This window comes from Roseococcus sp. GW821-FHT12F05 (assembly GCF_058806835.1).
In genome coordinates, this window is sequence record NZ_JBXAQB010000021.1 from 1 (window position 1) to 16509 (window position 16509).

Consider the following 16509-nt stretch of genomic DNA (forward strand, 5'->3'; position numbering starts at 1 on the left):
ATGTCGGCCATGAAATTCCTGGCGTGCTGCAAGAATGGAAGCGCCTGACAACGTTTGGTCGGGCGCTGATGGAACTCGCGCGATGCACGCTGGTTTTTTCCAGTCGATCGCTAGGCGATGTTAGCCCCAAGCAAAAATGAGTAGGCTAGGAAAAATGATCAACGAAATCAGTGGTTAAAGCTTGAGGGTAAAATCGGGCTACCCTCAAGGTTTGGAGAGTGTCTGCCCTCCGGAGAGAGAAAATGGTCTCCGTTCCGGCATCGAACCATCAAGGTAGTTCCGCGGAACTCGGCCAAACCTGCGCCTTAGCGCGCTGCCAACCGATGAGAGAAAGTTTGTTCGGGGAAAGACTGGAGCGGGCGAAGGGATTCGAACCCTCGACCCCGACCTTGGCAAGGTCGTGCTCTACCCCTGAGCTACGCCCGCCCGCTCCGTGGGGCAGCATGTGCCACGGGGTTTCGCGGTTGGCAACCCGCCCCCGTCATGCATTTGCAGCATGGTGCCGCAGCGCGGATTCATCCCATTCGAGGCCCAGCCCGGGCCGGTCCGGGATCGCCGCGCAGCCGTCCTTCACGACCAGCTTCTCCTTCAGCAGAACGCCCGCGATATCGAGGTGCTCCAGGTAGTGCCGCTGGGGCGAGACGCTCAGCAGATGCGCGCTCGCCTCGATGAAGATGTGCGACGACAGCGGCACCCGATGCGCCCCCGCCAGCGCCATCCCGCGCAGGAAGCCGGTCACGCCGCCCATCTTCATCACGTCGGGCATGCAGAGGTCGGTCGCGCGGGCGGCCAGGCTGCGGGCCATGCCGGTGACGCCCCACCAGTTCTCGCCGCCCTGCACCGGCATCTCGAGCTGGTTCGCGAGCCAGGCCAGCCCCTCGTCGTCGGTGACGTGCAGCGGCTCCTCGATCCAGCGCACGCCCTCGGCCTGGAGCGCGAGGCCGCGCCGCAGCGCCTCGGGCCGGTCGAGGCCCTGGTTGTAGTCCACCAGGATCTCCACCTCCGCGCCGACGGCCTCCCGCACCGCGCGCACGGTCGCGAGATCGTCGGCGAGTCGCGGCGCGCCCAGCTTGAACTTCACGGCCTTCACGCCGAGCGCCGCCACGGTCCGCCCGGCCTCCTCGGCCACCATGGCGGGCCCCCAGCCGCGCAGGCTGCCATAGGCCGGGATCGGCGTGAGATCGCCGCCCAGCAGCCGCGCCAGCGGCATCCGCGCGGCCTTCGCCAGCGCATCCCACAGCGCCATGTCGAGGACGGAGAGGGCCATCTCCACCAGCCCCTCGGTGCCGAGCAGGCGGTGGCCGTTCTGCAGCTCGTCCCAGAGCGCGGCCGGCGCCACCGCGCGCCCCACCAGCGAGGCGCCGATGTTGCGCGCCAGCGCGGCGAGCGGGCCGAGGGCGGTCGGCGCATAGGCGAAGGCATAGGCGGTGCCGCGGGGCCCCTGCTCGGTCTGGATCTCCGCGATGACCAGCGGCGCGCGGTCGATGACGTTGAGGCTGTTGCGCAGCGGCGGATCCATGGGCGCGTCGACGGCGCGGATCTCGACGCTGCGGATGGTCAGCGCTGGTGTCATCTCGTTCCTCCCGGATTTCTTGCCGACACCTCAGCGCGAATCGGAGGCCAAGTCAGCCCAGCAGGACGAAGGTCAGCTCGTGCTTGTTGTGCGCGGAGTGGAACAGCATCGCGCCGGGGATCGCCGCGAACTCGGCCGCGATGTCGTGATCCGTCTCGCCCTGGAACTTGATCGAGCAGAAGAAATTCTTCGCGAAGCCCTGCCAGCGCCCGACCAGCCCGAGCAGCCGCTTCGGGTAGCAGATCACGTCGCTGAACAGCCAGTCGACGGCCTCGGGCTCGAGGCCGAAGGCGCTCTCCTGCCGCCAGGACACGCCGGGCATGGCCATCACGCTGAGGTCGATCGGCGCCTTGTCCACTGCCGTGACCGTGGCGCCGAGCTTCGCCAGCGCCCAGGTCCAGCCGCCCGGCGAGGCGCCGAGATCGAGGCAGGTCTCGCCCGGGCCGGGATGCCGCCCGATCCGCGTCAGCCCCTCCCAGAGCTTGAGGTAGGCGCGCGAGGGCGGCCCCTCGCGGTCCTCCACGAAGCGCGGCGCACCGCCGGGGAAGGGGGAGGATTTCGTCGGCGAGGCGAGGATCGTCTCCGCCGTCAGCAAGGTCCAGCCGCCGAGGTGCCCGGTCGGCGCCGGCTCAGGGAAGGCGAGGGCGCGCCCCTTCACCGGCGGCAGCCGCTCCTCGATGAGCGCGGCGCGGCGGTGATGCGCCTCGCCCGGCACCAGCGACCAGTTGCGCTGGATCGCCCGCAGCCCGTCCGCCGCCAGCTTCACGGAAGGGGCGGCGATCTCCCGCGGCGCGTCCCAGACGTCGAGCGCCCAGGCTGCCGGCGCCGGCGGATCGGGCGAGAGCGCGAGCCGGCCGTGCCAGGACGAGATGCTGCGCCCGGAGCGCGCCAGCTCCTCGGCGAGGGGCTGTTCCAGCCCTTCGTCGGCCAGGTAGGCGGCGGCGATCATCGGCGCCAGGCGAGGATCGCCAGCAGCGCCCATCCCGCCATCAGGATCGTTCCGCCCGTCGGCGCGACCGGCCCGAGCGAGGTTCCCGTGAAGGCGCGGAACAGCACCGCCCCGGCGAAGAGGATCATCCCCAGCGCGAGCACGCCGGCGACGAGAAATCCCTGCCGCCGGTTCCAGACGCCGAGCCCGATCAGCGCTGGCGCGTGCCAGCCCAGCAGCATGGCCACGCTCCGCACCATCTCCGGCGCGTCCAGCGGCAGGTGCGCGCCCACGGCGGCGAGGGCGACGGCGACGAGGCCGAAGACCCCGGCGAGGCTGAAGCTGAGACGTTGCATGGGACGAAACTACCCGCCAGCGGCGCGCCGCACCATGCCGGCTGCCTCATGGGCGAGCCGCGTCGGCTCGGGGAGTCGCCGCCCGGCCGATGTCGCGCGCACCCAGCGCAGCGCCGTCGGCAACGAGATCCGATGGCCGATGGAGATCCAGAGCGGATTGGCTCGTGCCCGCGTGCGCAGCAGCGCGCCCACCTCCTCGCCGCGGTCGTAGATTCGCGTCTCGCTGCCGGCCGCCTCGCCGAGCGGCTCGATGGGCGTGCCCAGCAGCCGCGACTTGCCCACGCCGATGGTCGGCAGGTCCAGCTTCACGCCGAGATGCGAGGCGATCCCGAGCCGCCGCGGATGCGCGATGCCTTGCCCGTCGACCATCAGCAGATCGGGTTTCACCGTCAGCTTCTCGAAGGCCTCCATCGCGGCAGGGACCTCGCGGAAGGCCAGGAAGCCGGTGATGTAGGGCAAGTCCGGTGTGGCAATGGATTCGGCCCGATCGACCTCGATCAGCCCCGGCCATTCCAGCACGACGATGGCCGCATAGACCTGCTGCGTGGGATCGAAGCGCGAGCAGGAGATGTCCACGCCGCCGATGAAGCGCGGCCGCTCCGGCAGCGCATCCTCCGCGATCACGCGCATGGCGAGCGCGCGCTGCTCCTCGCGCAGGGCCGCGAGATCAGCCATCCCCGCGCATCGCGGGGACCAGCAGCCCGACATTGTATCGCATCATGGCCTCGTAACTCGCGGCCGGGCCGTCGGTCGCGGAGAGCGCGTCGGCATAGAGCCGGCCGCGGATCCGCACGCCGGCCTCCTCGGCGAGGCGCCGCAGCGTGGCGGGGCTGCCGATGTTCTCCAGGAAGACGGCGGTGACGCCCTGGGCGCGGATCTGCCGGATCAGCGTCGCCACCTGCTGGGCGGAAGGCTCGGCGCTCATGGAAACGCCCTGCGGCGCCCGGAAGCTCACGCCATAGGCCGCGCCGAAATAGCCGAAGGCCTCATGGCTCGTGACGACCACGCGCCGCGCCTCGGGCACGGTCGCGACCTGCGCGCGGATCCATGCGTCGAGCGCCTCCAGCCGTGCGGCATAGCCGGCAGCGCGGGAGCGGTAGGCCTCCGTGCCGGCGGGATCGGCGCGGGTCAGCCCGGCCTCGATGTTACGCACGTACTGGATGGCGAGCCGCACGTCCTGCCAGGCATGCGGGTCCTGCCCGCCATGGCCGTGGCCGCCTGAGGCCGGCCGCAGTGCCACGCCCTCGGTCGCCGTCACCGCCACGCCGGCGAAGCGCGTCGAGGACAGCAGCCGGTCGAACCAGGCGTCGAAGCCGGCGCCGTTGCGGATCGCGATCCGTGCGCCGCGCAGCGCCTCGGCATGCGAGGGGCGCGGCTGGAAGTGGTGTGCGTCCATGTCCGGCCCGACGATCACCTGCGCCGCCAGGCGATCGCCGCCGACCTCGCGCAGCATGTCGCCGAGGATGGAGAAGGAGGCCACAGCCGGCACGGAAGCCTGCGCGCGCGCGGCGCCGAGGGAGGCGCCAAGGGAGGCGCCAAGGGAGGCGAGGGGGAGGGCGGCCGTGGCGGCCAGCAGGGTACGGCGGTGCATCGGGCACTCGAAGAATGTTACTTTATAACCTATCGACCGCCGAAGCCGAAAGGTCAACGCCCGAGCAGGCGCTTGATCCAGCCACGCAGGCCCTCGCCGCGCTTGATGCTCTTCTGGTGCGCCACATGCGGCCGCCGGAGCGGCGGGGGCAGGGCGGTCGCCACGCTGTGGCGCGTGGTGTCCTCGGCCTCGATCAGCCGGAGCTCCAGCAGCAGCACCTGCGCCACCGCCTCGGGCGGGTCGTCGCGCAGCAGGGCGCGGGCGGTGTTGGCCGCGTCGTCCCATTCCTCGGCGCGGCGCAGCGCGTCGACGATGCGCACCGTCTGCTCGGCGTCGAGCGGCGGCCCGCTGCGCCAGAGCGCCACGGCCTCCAGCCGCCAGGACCGCGCGAGGTCGAGCTTGCCCAGGTCGTCCGCCGTCCAGGCCGCGTGCAGCGTGGCCTCGGCGGCGGCGTGCAGCGCGCCCGTTTCCTCCAGCACCAGCGCCCAGGCGAGGAAGCGCCGGGCCAGCGGCGGGTGCGAAGCGTCGTTCAGCAGCGCGCGGAAATTGGCCGCGCCCACGGCCTGGGCGGCGGCCGGATGCGCCTGGGTGATGTCGGGCGCCGCATAGCCGCAATGCGGGCATTGCTGCAGCCAGCGCGGCATCGTCCCGCGCACGGGGTGGCCGGGCCGAAGGTCGAGGTCCGGCGCCTGCTCGGGCGCTCCGGGCCGGAAGGGGTTCTGGCGGCTCTCGGTGCCGCAGACGCCGCAGACAGCATCGCGCGAGGCGACGGAAGCAGAACTCTGTGCGGGCCGCGGTTGTGACATTTCCCCTAAATTAGGGAAGAGATGGCGTTTGGCGAAGGGGCAAAAGCGCGCCGGGCCGCATCATTCTTCATCCATCCGCGATCCCCCGGGGTTCCGGTGCGGCGCAGCAACGCCTAACTTTCGCGCCTTCCTGGCCGAGGAGCCGTTTCTTCATGGGCGACCGCAACGCCGAGATGCGCCGCGCCATCGGGATGGATTGGACGGAGGCGCCCTATTATCGCGACGCCGAGGCGTGGCTCAGCACCTTCTGGGGCACCGGCAGCGCCTTCCTGCCGCTGTTCCGCCGGCTGGACCTCACGCGGGTGATCGAGCTGGCCTGCGGCCATGGCCGCCACACCGCGCAGATCCTGGACCAGGCGGGCGAGGTCACGCTCATCGACTTCGAGCCCCGCAACATCGAGGCCTGCCGCGCGCGCTTCGCGGGGCAGGACAAGGTCCGGTACATCGTCAATTCCGGGAACGACCTGCCGGGCTGCGAGGACGGCGGCTACAGCGCCGTCTTCTGCTACGACGCCATGGTGCATTTCGAGCTGCTGGACGTGATCGACTACCTCAGGGAGACGCATCGCGTGCTCAGGCCCGGCGGGCGGGCACTGCTGCATGTCTCGAACAACCGGCAGAACCCGGGCGGCTTCTACCACCAGAACACCCATTGGCGGAATTTCGGCAGCCTCGACGTCTTCCTGCACGTCGCCGACCGGCTGGGCTTCGACCGGCTGGCTGGCCGGACGCTGGACTGGTCGAGCGCGCCGCAGCTCGACGGGCTCATGCTGCTGGAGCGGCGCGCCCCCTGATTTCATGATTGGCTCTGGAGGCCGCGCGCCGTCTGACCTACATTGACGCCGCTTCACTTCGGCCCCTGAACCGGAACCCAATGCCGCGCGGCGATCTTTTCCCCGACATAGCCCCCTTCGAGACGGGCCTGCTGCCTTTGGGCGACGGCCACGTCATGTACTGGGAGCAGGTCGGCAATCCGCGGGGCCAGCCCGTGCTCTTCCTCCATGGAGGCCCCGGCGCGGGCGCGGGGGCGGTGCATCGCCGCTTCTTCGACCCGGCGCATTGGCGGCTGATCGTCTTCGACCAGCGCGGCGCCGGCCGCTCCCGCCCGCTCGGCGAGCTCAAGGCCAACACCACGCCGCACCTGGTCGAGGACATCGAGACGCTGCGGCGCTTCCTCGGCCTCGAGAAATGGCTGCTCTTCGGCGGCTCCTGGGGCTCGACCCTGGCGCTGGCCTATGCCCAGGCGCATCCGCAATGCGTGACGGGCTGCGTGCTGCGCGGCGTCTTCCTCGGCCGTGACGAGGAGGTGGACTGGTTCCTGCACGGGTTGCGCCGCTTCTTCCCCGACGCCTGGGCCGCCTTCGCCGAGCACATCCCCGAGGCCGAGCGGCACGACCTGCTGGGCGCCTATCTGCGCCGCCTGACCGATCCCGACCCTTCGGTGCACCTGCTCGCGGCGCGCTCCTGGAGCCATTACGAGGGCAGCTGCTCCACCCTGCTGCCGAGCCCGGAGACGGTGGCCTCCTTCGCGCAGGACCGCACGGCGCTGGGCCTTGCACGGATCGAGGCGCACTATTTCGCGCACAAGCTCTTCCTCCGCGAGGGCGGGCTGCTGGCGGGCATGCAGTCCATCGCGCAGATCCCGGCCGAGATCATTCAGGGCCGCTACGACATGGTCTGCCCGGCCGAGACGGCCTTCGAGCTGGCCCTCAACTGGCCGCGCGCGCGGCTGACGGTGGTGCCCGATGCGGGGCACTCGGCGCTGGAGCCGGGCATCCGGACGGCGCTGGTGAGCGCGGTGGAGCGGTTCCGAAGGCGGTGACCTTGAGGGGGCGTTGCCCCCTCAAACTCCCCCACCAAGAAACTCAGTTTCTTGGATCTTCGATCAGTTGAAGGGTCCAGGGCCAAAAGCCCTGGCGGGGGTTGGCGCCGAAGGCGAGACAACCGAGGGCAGGGCCCCTCGCATCAATCCGCCGTGATCCCGGCCGCGCGGATCACGGCGCGCCAGGTCGTCACCTCGCTCCGCGTCAGGTCGGCCAGGGCCTCCGCCGTGCCGCCCATCGGCTGCACGCCCTGGCGCTGCAGCGCGGCGAGCGTGTCCGCATCGGTCAGCGCCGCGTTCACCAGCCCGTTCAGCCGCGCGACGATGGGCGCCGGCGTGCCGGCCGGCGCGTAGATCGCCCACCAGCCCTCCACGACGAAATCGGCGAGGCCGGCCTCGGCCATCACCGGCACCTCCGGCAGCACGGGGCTGCGCGCCCGGCCGGTCACCGCCAGGGGCCGGATCGTGCCGGCCTGGATGTGCGGCAGGAAGCCGAGCGGGTGGTAGAACATCGCGTCCACCTGGCCGGCGATCAGGTCCGTCACCGCCTGCGCGCCGTCGCGATAGGGCACATGGGTGGTGTCGACGCCGCCGCGCAGGTTGAACATCGCCTGGGAGAGATGCCCGGTGGTGCCGATGCCGGCCGAGGCGAAGGTCAGGTTGCGCCGCTTCCCCAGCGCCACCAGCTCCGTCACGCTGGAAACGCCGAGCCCGGGCCGCACGCCGAGCACGACCGGCGTCTGCACATAGGTGGAGATCGGCGCGAAGTCCCGCACCGGATCGTAGCCGACGTCGCGGACGATGTTCGGATTCACCGCGTGGGTGCCGATGGTGCCGAGCAGCAGCGTGAGCCCGTCCGGCGCGGAGCGCGCCACCGCAGCCGCGCCCACGCTGCCGCCGGCGCCGGAGCGGTTCTCCGCGATCACCGGCTGGCCGAGCCGCTGCGAGAGGAAGTTGCCCAGCAGCCGGCCGAGCGTGTCCGTCGTCGTTCCCGGCGCGAAGGGCACCACCAGCCGCACCGGACGATCCGGCCAGGCGGCGGGCTGCGCGGAGGCGGCCACCGGCAGCAGCGCCATGCCGCTCAGCCAGCGGCGACGGGACAGGATGCTCATGTTGTTTCCTCTGTGACGTAGCGCGCGATATCGCCCTGATCGACGCCGCGGCGCAACGGCACGCAGGCTTCGGGCGGCTCCTGCGTGAAGACGGCGCCGGCGTCGATCAGGCCGCCGAGAAAGCGGTCGAGATGCCGCATGGCGCCGTTCGGCATGTCATGCAGCACCAGCAGCACCGGCTGTTCCGCCGTCTCGATCATGGTGCGCGCGGTCACGGGCCAGCCTTCCGGGTTGCGGAAATCGCCCGGCACCGCATTCCACAACACGACCGTATGCCGGTGCGCCACGAGATATTCCAGCGCCGCCGCATTCAGCAGATGCGGCCCGATCAGGCCGCCTCCGCCGTTGGGGCGGAACAGCCGATCCGGCCCATGCAGCGGGCCCATCAAGGCATCGGTCTCGGCGATCTCGGCCACCGCCTCCGCCGCGCTGCGGCCCCCGAGCGGCGCGCCGTGGGTCAGGGTGTGGTTGCCGATGCGATGTCCCTCCGCCTTCGCCCGTTCGGCGAGGGCAAAGGCGCCCGGCGCGCGCAGCTTCTGGCCGACGACGAAGAAGGTCGCCGCCAGCCCGCGGCGCGCCAGCACGTCCAGCACGCCGGGCGTCACCTCCGGCTCCGGCCCATTGTCGAAGCTCAGGCAGATCGGCTGCATCACGACCGCTTCCGCGCGGCCCGTCGCCGACTCGCAAGCTTCAGAAAAGTCATGCCGCTTCCCACTGACCGGACGGGAACAGGAGCGCACCCCGGCTGGTCGCGCAAGGTGCCGGAGCGCGGGTGCAGAAAGGGTGAACGCCTACTTCGCGCGGACGCGGTCCATCACGGCGCGCAGCACCGCCGGCACGCCCTCGCCGGTGGCACCCGCGGCCAGCATCACCTTGGTTCCGCAGGCCTTCTCCAGAGCCTTCACGCGCGAGGCCTTGGCCTGCGGCGTCATCGCATCAAGCTTGTTCAGCACGACGATCTCGGGCTTCTCGTCCAGCCCGCCGCCGTATTCCGCGAGCTCGTTGCGGATCATGCGGTAGGCGGCGGCCGGGTCGGCCTGGCTGCCGTCCACGAGGTGCAGCAGCACGCGGCAGCGCTCCACATGGCCGAGGAAGCGCGTGCCGAGGCCCGCGCCCTCGCTGGCGCCTTCGATCAGGCCGGGGATATCCGCCAGCACGAACTCCTCCGTGGCGTTCAGCCTGACGACGCCGAGTTGCGGATGCAGGGTCGTGAAGGGGTAGTCCGCGATCTTCGGCCGCGCGGCCGAGGCGGCGGCGAGGAAGGTGGATTTTCCCGCGTTGGGCAGCCCCACCAGCCCGGCATCGGCAATGAGCTTCAGCCGCAGCCAGACCCATTTCTCCTCGCCCGGCCAGCCCTTGTCGGCGCGGCGGGGGGCGCGGTTGGTGGAGCTCTTGAAGTTGGCATTGCCGAAGCCGCCGTCGCCGCCCTTGGCCAGCAGCGCGCGCTTGCCCGGCGCGTCGAGGTCCGCGATCAGGGTTTCCTTGTCCTCGTCGAGGATCTGCGTGCCGACGGGGACCTTCATCACCACGTCGTCGGCGCCGGCGCCGGTGCGGTCGCTGCCCGCGCCGTTGCCGCCCTTGCGGGCCTTGAAGTGCTGCGCGTAGCGGTAGTCGATGAGGGTGTTCAGCCCCTCCACCGCCTCGGCGTAGACGTTGCCGCCGCGGCCGCCATTGCCGCCGTCCGGCCCGCCGAACTCGATGAAGCGCTCGCGTCGGAAGGCGATGACGCCGTCGCCGCCGTCACCCGACTTGATGAACACCTTGGCTTCGTCGAGGAACTTCATGATGGGCCTTCAAACGCAAAACGGGGGCCACGAGGGCCCCCGCTGCCGTACTTCTGAGGAAGCGCAGACTTACTCGGCAGCCTGCTTCATGGGCTCGACGGAGACGTGGACCCGGTCCTCCGCCTTGCGCTCGAACTTCACGTGGCCCTCGACCAGCGAGAAGATCGTGTGGTCGCGGCCCAGGCCGACATTGCGGCCCGGCTTCATCTTCGTGCCGCGCTGCTTGACGAGGATGTTGCCGGCCAGCACGTGCTCGCCGCCAAACTTCTTCACGCCAAGCCGCTGGCCGGGCGAGTCGCGCCCGTTGCGCGAGGAGCCGCCTGCCTTTTTATGTGCCATCTCTGTAGCTCCTTACGCCGCGATGGTGGCGATGCGCAGAACGGTCTGCATCTGCCGGTGGCCACGCTTGCGGCGGCTGTTCTTGCGGCGGCGCTTCTTGAGGATCAGCACCTTGTCGCCGCGGTTCTGGTCGATGACCGTCGCGGTGACGGTCGCGCCCGGCACGGTCGGCGCGCCGAGCTGCAGCCCGGCCTCGCCGCCCAGGGCCAGCACCTCGTGGAAGGTGACGGTCGAGCCGGGCTCGGCCTCGAGCTTCTCGACGGCGAGCACCGCGTTCGGCGTCACCCGGTACTGTTTTCCGCCGGTACGGATCACTGCGAAGGTCATCACACGCGTCCTTGGGGCCGCCCGCGAGAGCGAACTGCCCGTGAAACTTGAAAAGATTTCGGCCGCTTGCCGGGAGAAGAACCCCCATGAACGACCTCGGGCGACACGCATGCGCCGCCCGGGAGGGGCCGTTTAGGGGGGAGGGCGGGTTTGAGTCAAGTCGTCTTGCTGGCCCCGTTGCGCAAGAGGCGGCCTCAGCCTATACGGCGCGCCGGCCAGGACAGGTGGCGGAGTGGTCGATCGCGCCGGTCTCGAAAACCGGAGTAGGTGCAAGCCTACCGTGGGTTCGAATCCCACCCTGTCCGCCAGTTCCATATAGGCGTGCTCGCCATCCGACCGATTGACGCCTTAGGGAATAGGCTTCAAGTCCCGCAAGCCGTCAGATCGGCGTTCACGTAAAGCCCGTCTCGTGAATAAGTTCGTGCCGGCGGGCCTTCTTCCTGGACAGCCACACATCCCCTCTTGGGTCCATGAAGGTGCCTTTGATTTCGATGCGAGGCGGGTTTGGCATCGGCAGCTGTGTGCCGTTGTTATAGCCGTCGTCACGCCAACGCTCTGGCATCAGTAGATTGTAATCGCCCCAATCCCCTGCCTTCTCGGGCGCCCAAAGCTTGCTGTCTACGCCCAGCAGGGAGCGTCGCGCGTCGCCCCAGGGGACAGGACCCGCAGCGTCCGCACGCCAAGCGATCTCACATGCACTCTCGACTGCCTGAACAAGCTGATCGTTGAAGCGGCGTCCATCATCAACGGACAGCCAGTACGCAGCGCGGTAGCTGCTGCGGCCGTTGAAAAGCCAGTCGAAGAGTTCGCCGGTTAGAGGGCAGGTCACCTCGATGCGAAAGAAGCCTAGCTGGCAGTCTGCTTCCTGCCAGAAGAGATCGAGCGTTCCGGCCTCAGCTTCCTGAAGCGCGGTGGACGAGAAGCGGTCGATGATTGCTTCTGGGGGCGGCGCATTCTCAAGCAGGAGCTTGCGGCGGATGGCAGGGACAGAGTTCGCGATAAACCACTGAGCAACTGGCACCATGGGAAGAGGCATCTTATCCATACCTGCATGCAGCCTACAAAGGCGGTGTCAGCCATTGGCCTCACTCCGCCGCCAGCGGCACCGGCCCGGCAAACCGCGGCGCCACCTCCGCCATGAACAGCCCGATCGACCGCGCCGCGACATCCGCCGCCATGGGCCCGAGCCGGAAGGACCCGATCACCCCGCCCACCCCGGTCGCGTCGAGCTGTGCCATGCGCGCGGCCACCGTCTCCGGCGAGCCGCAGATCAGCGCATGCTCGGGATCCACCCGCGCGGCGAGCGAGACCTCCTTCTTCATCATGATGCCCTGCTCGGCGTAGATCTTCGCCCGGAGGCTCTGCCGGTGCGCCTGCATCTCCTCGAAGGCCGGGATGCCGATCCGCCGCGCCTCCTCGTCCGTCTCAGCCACCACGACGTTGCGCCAGACCCAGCTCTCAGACAGGCATTTCGTCACATGCGCGGCATCGAACCCCGTCTCCGCCATCGTCGCGGCATAGCGCGCCAGCCGCTGCCGCGTCGTCTCCAGCGACTGCACGTTCATCAGGAAGGGCAGCCCGCGCCGCGCCAGGTGCAGCGCCCCCTCCTCGGAGGAGGCCGCGCGGATCACCGTGGGATGCGGCTTCGTGTAGGGCAGGGGCCGCAGGCGCGGCACGTTCAGCGTCCAGAAGCGGCCCTCGTGGTGGAAGCCGTCCGGGCTGGTCCAGGCGCGGAGCATGATGCCCTCCGCCTCCTCGTAGCGCTCGCCCGCCTCCTCGGCGGCGATGCCGTAGCCCTGGTACTCGTAGACGTTGTAGGCCGTGCCGCGGCCGAGCCCCACGATCACGCGGCCCTTGGAGATGTTGTCCAGCAGCGACATCTGCTCGGCCAACCGCATCGGATGGTGCAGCGAGACCTGCGCCACCGCGAAGCCGACCTTGATGCGCTTCGTGCAGGCCAGCACGGCGGCGGCGAAGCTCACGGGGTCGACATAGGCGCAGTTGCCGTCGAAGTGATGCTCGGCCAGCCACAGCACCTCCACGCCCAGCTCGTCGCAGAGCCGCGCCTCGGCCAGGCTCTCGTCGATGACGCGCGCGTCGAATTCCGGCTCGCGGCTTTCGGGGAAGAGGAAGTTGCTGAAGCGGAGCATGGGCTGGCCTCGGGCTGTGCGCGGGAAAGCTTAGCAGCGGCGCGGGGCGTCACAACCGCTTGCCGAAGTGGGTTGCCCCTGGGGATCGTTACGATGCTAGCCTGAGCCATGCCCTATCGCCGCGCCCTGCTCGCCGTCCCGCTGGCCACGCCGGCCCTGGCCCAGGAGCGCAGCGTGCAGCTGATGGTGGGCTTCGCGCCGGGCGGCAATATCGACCTTGCCGCCCGCATGGCGCAGCCCTTCCTCGAGCGCTACCTCGGCCTCGGGCCTCTCATCGTCGTGAACAAGCCCGGCGCCGGCGGGATGATCATGCTCCACGAGATGCTGGGCGTGCCGGTCGATGGCCGCAACGCCGCGCTTGTCTCCTTCCCGGCGCTTGTGACGGCGCTCTACGACAGCGCGCCGCGCTACCGGACCGACAGCTTCGCCTATGTCGGCCTGCTGACGGACGAGCCCTATACCCTCACCGTCGGTCCGCAGGCGCCCTGGCGGACGCTGGGCGAGCTCGTGGAGGAGGCGCGCCGGAAGCCGGAGGAGATTGCCATGGCCGGCGTCGGTGTCGGCAGCGCGCCGCACCTGGCGCTCATGGGCTTCGAGCGCGCGGCCGGCGTGCGCTTCACCTGGATCCCGACCCAGGGCGCCAGCCAGGCGATGCAGCTGGTTCAAGGCGGGCACGTGGCCGGCTTCGTCTCCACCGTCAGCCTCACGGTGCCCGCGCATGTGCAGGGGCAGATGCGCGTGCTGGCGCTGCTGGAGGCGCAGCGCTGGGAGCGGGCGCCGGACCTGCCCACCGCCGTCGAGCAGGGCTTTCCCACCACCGCCGGCTCCGCCCGCGGCTTCGCTCTCCCCGCCGCGACGCCCGCGCCCATGCAGCGGCGCTGGGAGGAGGCCGTGCGCGCCACCGCCGAGGATCCCGCGTTCCGCGCCCTGGCCGATCGCGACTACCTCATCGTCCGGCACATGGGCCAGGCCGCGATGACGCGCTTCGTGGCGGAACAGGCGGAGCTCTACGGCAGGCTCTGGCGCAGCGCGCCGTGGCGACGGTAGGGGCGGTCACCCCGCCCGACTGGCATGTGGGTCCCGGAGCCTATGGCTTCGGCGGTTCCTCCCAGGCGAGGAACAGCGCGGCGTCGCCGGGGATGCCGTCCTTGTACTCGACGATGCGCGCCCGCAGCAGGAAGCCGCGCGGCTCGAGCTCCCGCTGGAAGAACTCGTAGGCGCGCGCCGCCCCGCCCGTCAGCTCCTGCGTCCAGTCGCCGTACAGCGAGGTCAGCGACCGGCCGTTGTCCTTCATGAAGTCGCTGGAGAAGCGGTAGACCTGCGCCTCCTTGTGCCCGTCCTCCAGGGCGCGCTCCACCAGCCGCATGACGCGCTGCATGGCGTCCGGCGGAACCTGCACCTTCTCGAAGGCCTCGCGGAGCGCCCGGTGGTTCGCCTCATGCGCCTCGTGCTCGGCGAGCTCCGCCGCCAGCTTCTCCTCGCGCTTGCGCTGCAGCCGCACCTTGATTCCGGCGGCCGTGAACTCGCTCGGATCCATCTTCCTGCTCCTCTTTCCGCAATTCCGTCCCTTGCGCCGTCAGCCCGGAACGCCCCGCAGCACCGCATCCGTGTGGCGGGCGATCATGGCTTCCTCGTCGGTGGGCACGACCCAGGCGGCGACGGCGGAGCCCTCGGCGGTGATCCGGCCGTTCCCCGCGCGGTTGCGCGCCTCGTCCAGCCGAAGGCCGAGCCAGGCGCAGCCCGCCACGACCTCCGCCCGCGTGGCCGCGTCGTTCTCGCCGATGCCGGCCGTGAAGACGAGCGCGTCGAGCCCGCCCAGCGCGGCGGCCAGGGAGCCGACTTCGCGGACGATGCGGTAGGTGAAGAGCGACGTCGCCTCCGCGGCCCTGGGGTCGGTGGAGGCGCGGAGCGTCCGCATGTCCGACGAGATGCCAGAGACGCCGAGCAGCCCCGACTCGCGGTAGAGCAGCCGCTCCAGCGCGCGCGCGTCCATCCCCTTGATGTCCATCAGGTGGATCAGCACGCCCGGATCGATGGTGCCCGAGCGTGTGCCCATCATCAGCCCGTCCAGGGCGGTGAAGCCCATGGTGCTGGCGACGCTGCGGCCGCCCTGCATGGCGCAGAGGCTCGCGCCGTTGCCCAGATGCGCGACGATCACGCGCTGCGCCGCCAGCGCCGGATCGAGCTCCGGCAGGCGGCCGGCGATGAACTCGTAGGAGAGGCCGTGGAAGCCGTAGCGGCGGATCCCGGTCTCGCTCAGCGCGCGCGGCAGGGCGAAGGCCTGCGCGATCTCGGCCTGGCTGCGGTGGAAGGCCGTGTCGAAGCAGGCGACCTGCGGCAGCTCCGGCGCGAGCTCCGCCAGCGCGCGGATGGGCGCCAGGTTGTGCGGCTGGTGCAGGGGCGCCAGCGGGCACAGCGCCTCCAGCGCCGCGAGGACGGCGGCATCGACGAGGACGGGGCCGGAGAAGCCCATGCCGCCATGCACGACGCGATGCCCGAAGCCGCGCGGCTTCAGCCCGGCCATCGCCTCCGGATGGAGCTCCAGCATCACCCGCATGGCCGCGGCGTGGTCGAAGCCCTCCGGCGGGAAGCGGCGCTCCAGCAGGGTGGCGCCGGCTGCGTCGCGCAGGCGCAGGTGCGGCGCGGTGCCGATGCCCTCGATCAGGCCGCGCAGCAGCTCCCGGAAGGGCGCCGCGGCGGCATGGACCGCGAACTTGATGCTCGAGGAGCCCGCGTTCACGACGATGAGGCAGTCCTCCATCGCTCAGCCCGCCACGGCCGCGACCGGGTCCGCGCGGCGCGCGGCGGCGGCGAGCGCGGCCACGGCGCAGGAGGCGATGCGCGTCGTCAGGCTGTCCGCGCGGCTGGTCAGGATGATCGGCACGCGGGCGCCGAGCACGATGCCGGCGGCCGTGGCGCCCGCGAGGAAGGTGAGGCTCTTCGCCAGCATGTTGCCGGCCTCCAGGTTCGGCACGATGAGCACGTTGGCCTGGCCGGCCACGGGCGAGACGATGTGCTTGGTCTCCGCTGCCGCGAGGCTGATCGCGTTGTCCAGCGCCAGCGGCCCGTCCAGCACGGCGCCGGTGATCTGCCCGCGATCGGCCATCTTGCACAGCGCCGCCGCCTCCAGCGTGCTGGGCACGTCGGGATTGACCGTCTCCATCGCCGAGAGGATGGCCACGCGCACGACCGGGAAGCCCAGCGCATGGGCGAGGTCGATGGCGTTCTGCGTGATGTCGGCCTTCTCGGCGAGCGTCGGCGCGATGTTGACCGCGGCGTCGCTGATGATCAGCGGGACGTCGTGGCCCGGCACGTCCATGATGAAGCAGTGGCTGATGCGGCGCTTGGTCCGCAGGCCGTCCTTCGCGACCACCGGGCGCAGCAGCTCGTCCGTGTGCAGGCTGCCCTTCATAAGCGCCTCGCACCGCCCCGCGCGCACCAGCGCGACGCCGGCCTCGGCCGCGGCGTCGCTGTGCGGGGCGTCCTCGAGGGGGATGCCGGCGATGTCGAGCCCGGCCTTGTCCGCGGCGGCCAGGATCTTCGCGCGCGGCCCTACCAGGACCGGGGCGATGAGGCCGAGCTTCCGCGCCTCCAGCACGCCCTCCAGCGAGCACGCGTCGCAGGGATGGACCACGGCCACCGAGGTCGGCGGCAGCCGGGCGCAGGCGGCGATGAGCTGGTCGTAGCGCGGACGGTGTTCCGGCTTGGCCATGATGCGGTC

At 70.7% G+C, this 16509-nt stretch carries 19 protein-coding genes and 2 tRNA genes; 4 read left to right on the plus strand and 17 right to left on the minus strand.

What is annotated here, in order from left to right; genetic code table 11:
- Positions 1-351: 351 nt before the first annotated feature.
- The 7 genes from AC1ROY_RS31370 to AC1ROY_RS31400 all read right to left on the minus strand — a co-directional run bounded on the left by AC1ROY_RS31370 (position 352) and on the right by AC1ROY_RS31400 (position 5254).
- Positions 352-426: transfer RNA gene (locus AC1ROY_RS31370), tRNA-Gly, on the minus strand.
- Between the two features lie 55 nt (positions 427-481).
- Positions 482-1573 (minus strand): enolase C-terminal domain-like protein, encoded by a 1092-nt coding sequence (locus tag AC1ROY_RS31375; protein ID WP_493152883.1) that lies wholly within the window; start codon positions 1571-1573, stop codon positions 482-484.
- Between the two features lie 52 nt (positions 1574-1625).
- Positions 1626-2522, minus strand: coding sequence for an SAM-dependent methyltransferase (locus AC1ROY_RS31380; RefSeq protein ID WP_493152884.1), 897 nt, complete (start codon positions 2520-2522; stop codon positions 1626-1628).
- Positions 2519-2857 (minus strand): DUF423 domain-containing protein, encoded by a 339-nt coding sequence (locus tag AC1ROY_RS31385; RefSeq protein WP_493152885.1) that lies wholly within the window; start codon positions 2855-2857, stop codon positions 2519-2521. The genes AC1ROY_RS31380 and AC1ROY_RS31385 overlap by 4 nt, the downstream gene beginning before the upstream one ends.
- A 9-nt stretch (positions 2858-2866) precedes the next feature.
- On the minus strand, positions 2867-3532 hold the full coding sequence (nfi, locus tag AC1ROY_RS31390) for a deoxyribonuclease V (RefSeq protein ID WP_493152886.1): 666 nt from the start codon (positions 3530-3532) through the stop codon (positions 2867-2869).
- Entirely contained in the window at positions 3525-4448 is a 924-nt protein-coding gene (locus tag AC1ROY_RS31395; RefSeq protein ID WP_493152887.1) for a metal ABC transporter solute-binding protein, Zn/Mn family, read from the minus strand. Before AC1ROY_RS31395 ends, nfi begins: the two co-directional genes overlap by 8 nt.
- Before the next feature lie 53 nt (positions 4449-4501).
- Positions 4502-5254: a hypothetical protein gene (locus AC1ROY_RS31400; protein WP_493152888.1), complete on the minus strand. Its 753-nt coding sequence runs from the start codon at positions 5252-5254 to the stop codon at positions 4502-4504.
- Between the two features lie 152 nt (positions 5255-5406).
- Here AC1ROY_RS31400 and AC1ROY_RS31405 point away from each other — a divergent pair, with 152 nt between their 5' ends.
- Together AC1ROY_RS31405 and pip are read left to right on the plus strand one after the other, a co-directional pair.
- Positions 5407-6048 (plus strand): class I SAM-dependent methyltransferase, encoded by a 642-nt coding sequence (locus AC1ROY_RS31405; protein WP_493152889.1) that lies wholly within the window; start codon positions 5407-5409, stop codon positions 6046-6048.
- Between the two features lie 80 nt (positions 6049-6128).
- Positions 6129-7076 carry a prolyl aminopeptidase gene (gene pip, locus AC1ROY_RS31410; RefSeq protein ID WP_131550120.1) on the plus strand — a complete coding sequence of 316 codons (948 nt, stop codon included), beginning with the start codon at positions 6129-6131 and terminating at the stop codon, positions 7074-7076.
- A gap of 143 nt (positions 7077-7219) precedes the next feature.
- On the opposite strand, the gene AC1ROY_RS31415 is transcribed toward pip, so the two are convergent.
- The 5 genes from AC1ROY_RS31415 to rplU form a co-directional block, all read right to left on the minus strand.
- Positions 7220-8188 carry a Bug family tripartite tricarboxylate transporter substrate binding protein gene (locus AC1ROY_RS31415; protein WP_493152890.1) on the minus strand — a complete coding sequence of 323 codons (969 nt, stop codon included), beginning with the start codon at positions 8186-8188 and terminating at the stop codon, positions 7220-7222.
- Complete coding sequence (locus AC1ROY_RS31420) at positions 8185-8838, minus strand: polysaccharide deacetylase family protein (RefSeq protein WP_493152891.1); 654 nt, start codon at positions 8836-8838, stop codon at positions 8185-8187. Before AC1ROY_RS31420 ends, AC1ROY_RS31415 begins: the two co-directional genes overlap by 4 nt.
- A gap of 141 nt (positions 8839-8979) precedes the next feature.
- On the minus strand, positions 8980-9972 hold the full coding sequence (obgE, locus tag AC1ROY_RS31425; protein WP_493152892.1) for a GTPase ObgE: 993 nt from the start codon (positions 9970-9972) through the stop codon (positions 8980-8982).
- A gap of 69 nt (positions 9973-10041) precedes the next feature.
- Positions 10042-10311, minus strand: coding sequence for a 50S ribosomal protein L27 (rpmA, locus tag AC1ROY_RS31430; protein ID WP_493152893.1), 270 nt, complete (start codon positions 10309-10311; stop codon positions 10042-10044).
- Between the two features lie 12 nt (positions 10312-10323).
- Positions 10324-10638, minus strand: a complete 315-nt coding sequence (gene rplU / locus AC1ROY_RS31435; protein ID WP_493152894.1) for a 50S ribosomal protein L21 — start codon at positions 10636-10638, stop codon at positions 10324-10326.
- Between the two features lie 218 nt (positions 10639-10856).
- Between rplU and AC1ROY_RS31440 the strand changes: the two genes are divergently transcribed.
- A tRNA-Ser gene (locus tag AC1ROY_RS31440) sits at positions 10857-10946 on the plus strand.
- 83 nt (positions 10947-11029) lie between these two features.
- On the opposite strand, the gene AC1ROY_RS31445 is transcribed toward AC1ROY_RS31440, so the two are convergent.
- Together AC1ROY_RS31445 and AC1ROY_RS31450 are read right to left on the minus strand one after the other, a co-directional pair.
- On the minus strand, positions 11030-11674 hold the full coding sequence (locus tag AC1ROY_RS31445; protein WP_493152895.1) for a hypothetical protein: 645 nt from the start codon (positions 11672-11674) through the stop codon (positions 11030-11032).
- Positions 11675-11723: 49 nt separating this feature from the next.
- Positions 11724-12788 carry an LLM class flavin-dependent oxidoreductase gene (locus AC1ROY_RS31450; protein WP_493152896.1) on the minus strand — a complete coding sequence of 355 codons (1065 nt, stop codon included), beginning with the start codon at positions 12786-12788 and terminating at the stop codon, positions 11724-11726.
- A gap of 108 nt (positions 12789-12896) precedes the next feature.
- Here AC1ROY_RS31450 and AC1ROY_RS31455 point away from each other — a divergent pair, with 108 nt between their 5' ends.
- Complete coding sequence (locus AC1ROY_RS31455; protein ID WP_493152897.1) at positions 12897-13835, plus strand: Bug family tripartite tricarboxylate transporter substrate binding protein; 939 nt, start codon at positions 12897-12899, stop codon at positions 13833-13835.
- Between the two features lie 40 nt (positions 13836-13875).
- On the opposite strand, the gene AC1ROY_RS31460 is transcribed toward AC1ROY_RS31455, so the two are convergent.
- Genes AC1ROY_RS31460 through AC1ROY_RS31470 form a run of 3 tightly spaced genes read right to left on the minus strand, consistent with a single transcriptional unit; the run spans position 13876 to position 16500 of the window.
- Positions 13876-14325, minus strand: coding sequence for a hypothetical protein (locus tag AC1ROY_RS31460; protein ID WP_493152898.1), 450 nt, complete (start codon positions 14323-14325; stop codon positions 13876-13878).
- Between the two features lie 39 nt (positions 14326-14364).
- The gene (locus AC1ROY_RS31465) at positions 14365-15549 is read right to left on the minus strand and encodes an acetate/propionate family kinase (RefSeq protein ID WP_493152899.1); all 1185 of its coding nucleotides are present in this window, start codon (positions 15547-15549) and stop codon (positions 14365-14367) included.
- 3 nt (positions 15550-15552) lie between these two features.
- A complete protein-coding gene (locus AC1ROY_RS31470; RefSeq protein ID WP_493152900.1) occupies positions 15553-16500 on the minus strand; it encodes a phosphate acetyltransferase in 948 nt (315 codons plus the stop codon).
- Between the last annotated feature and the right edge of the window lie 9 nt (positions 16501-16509).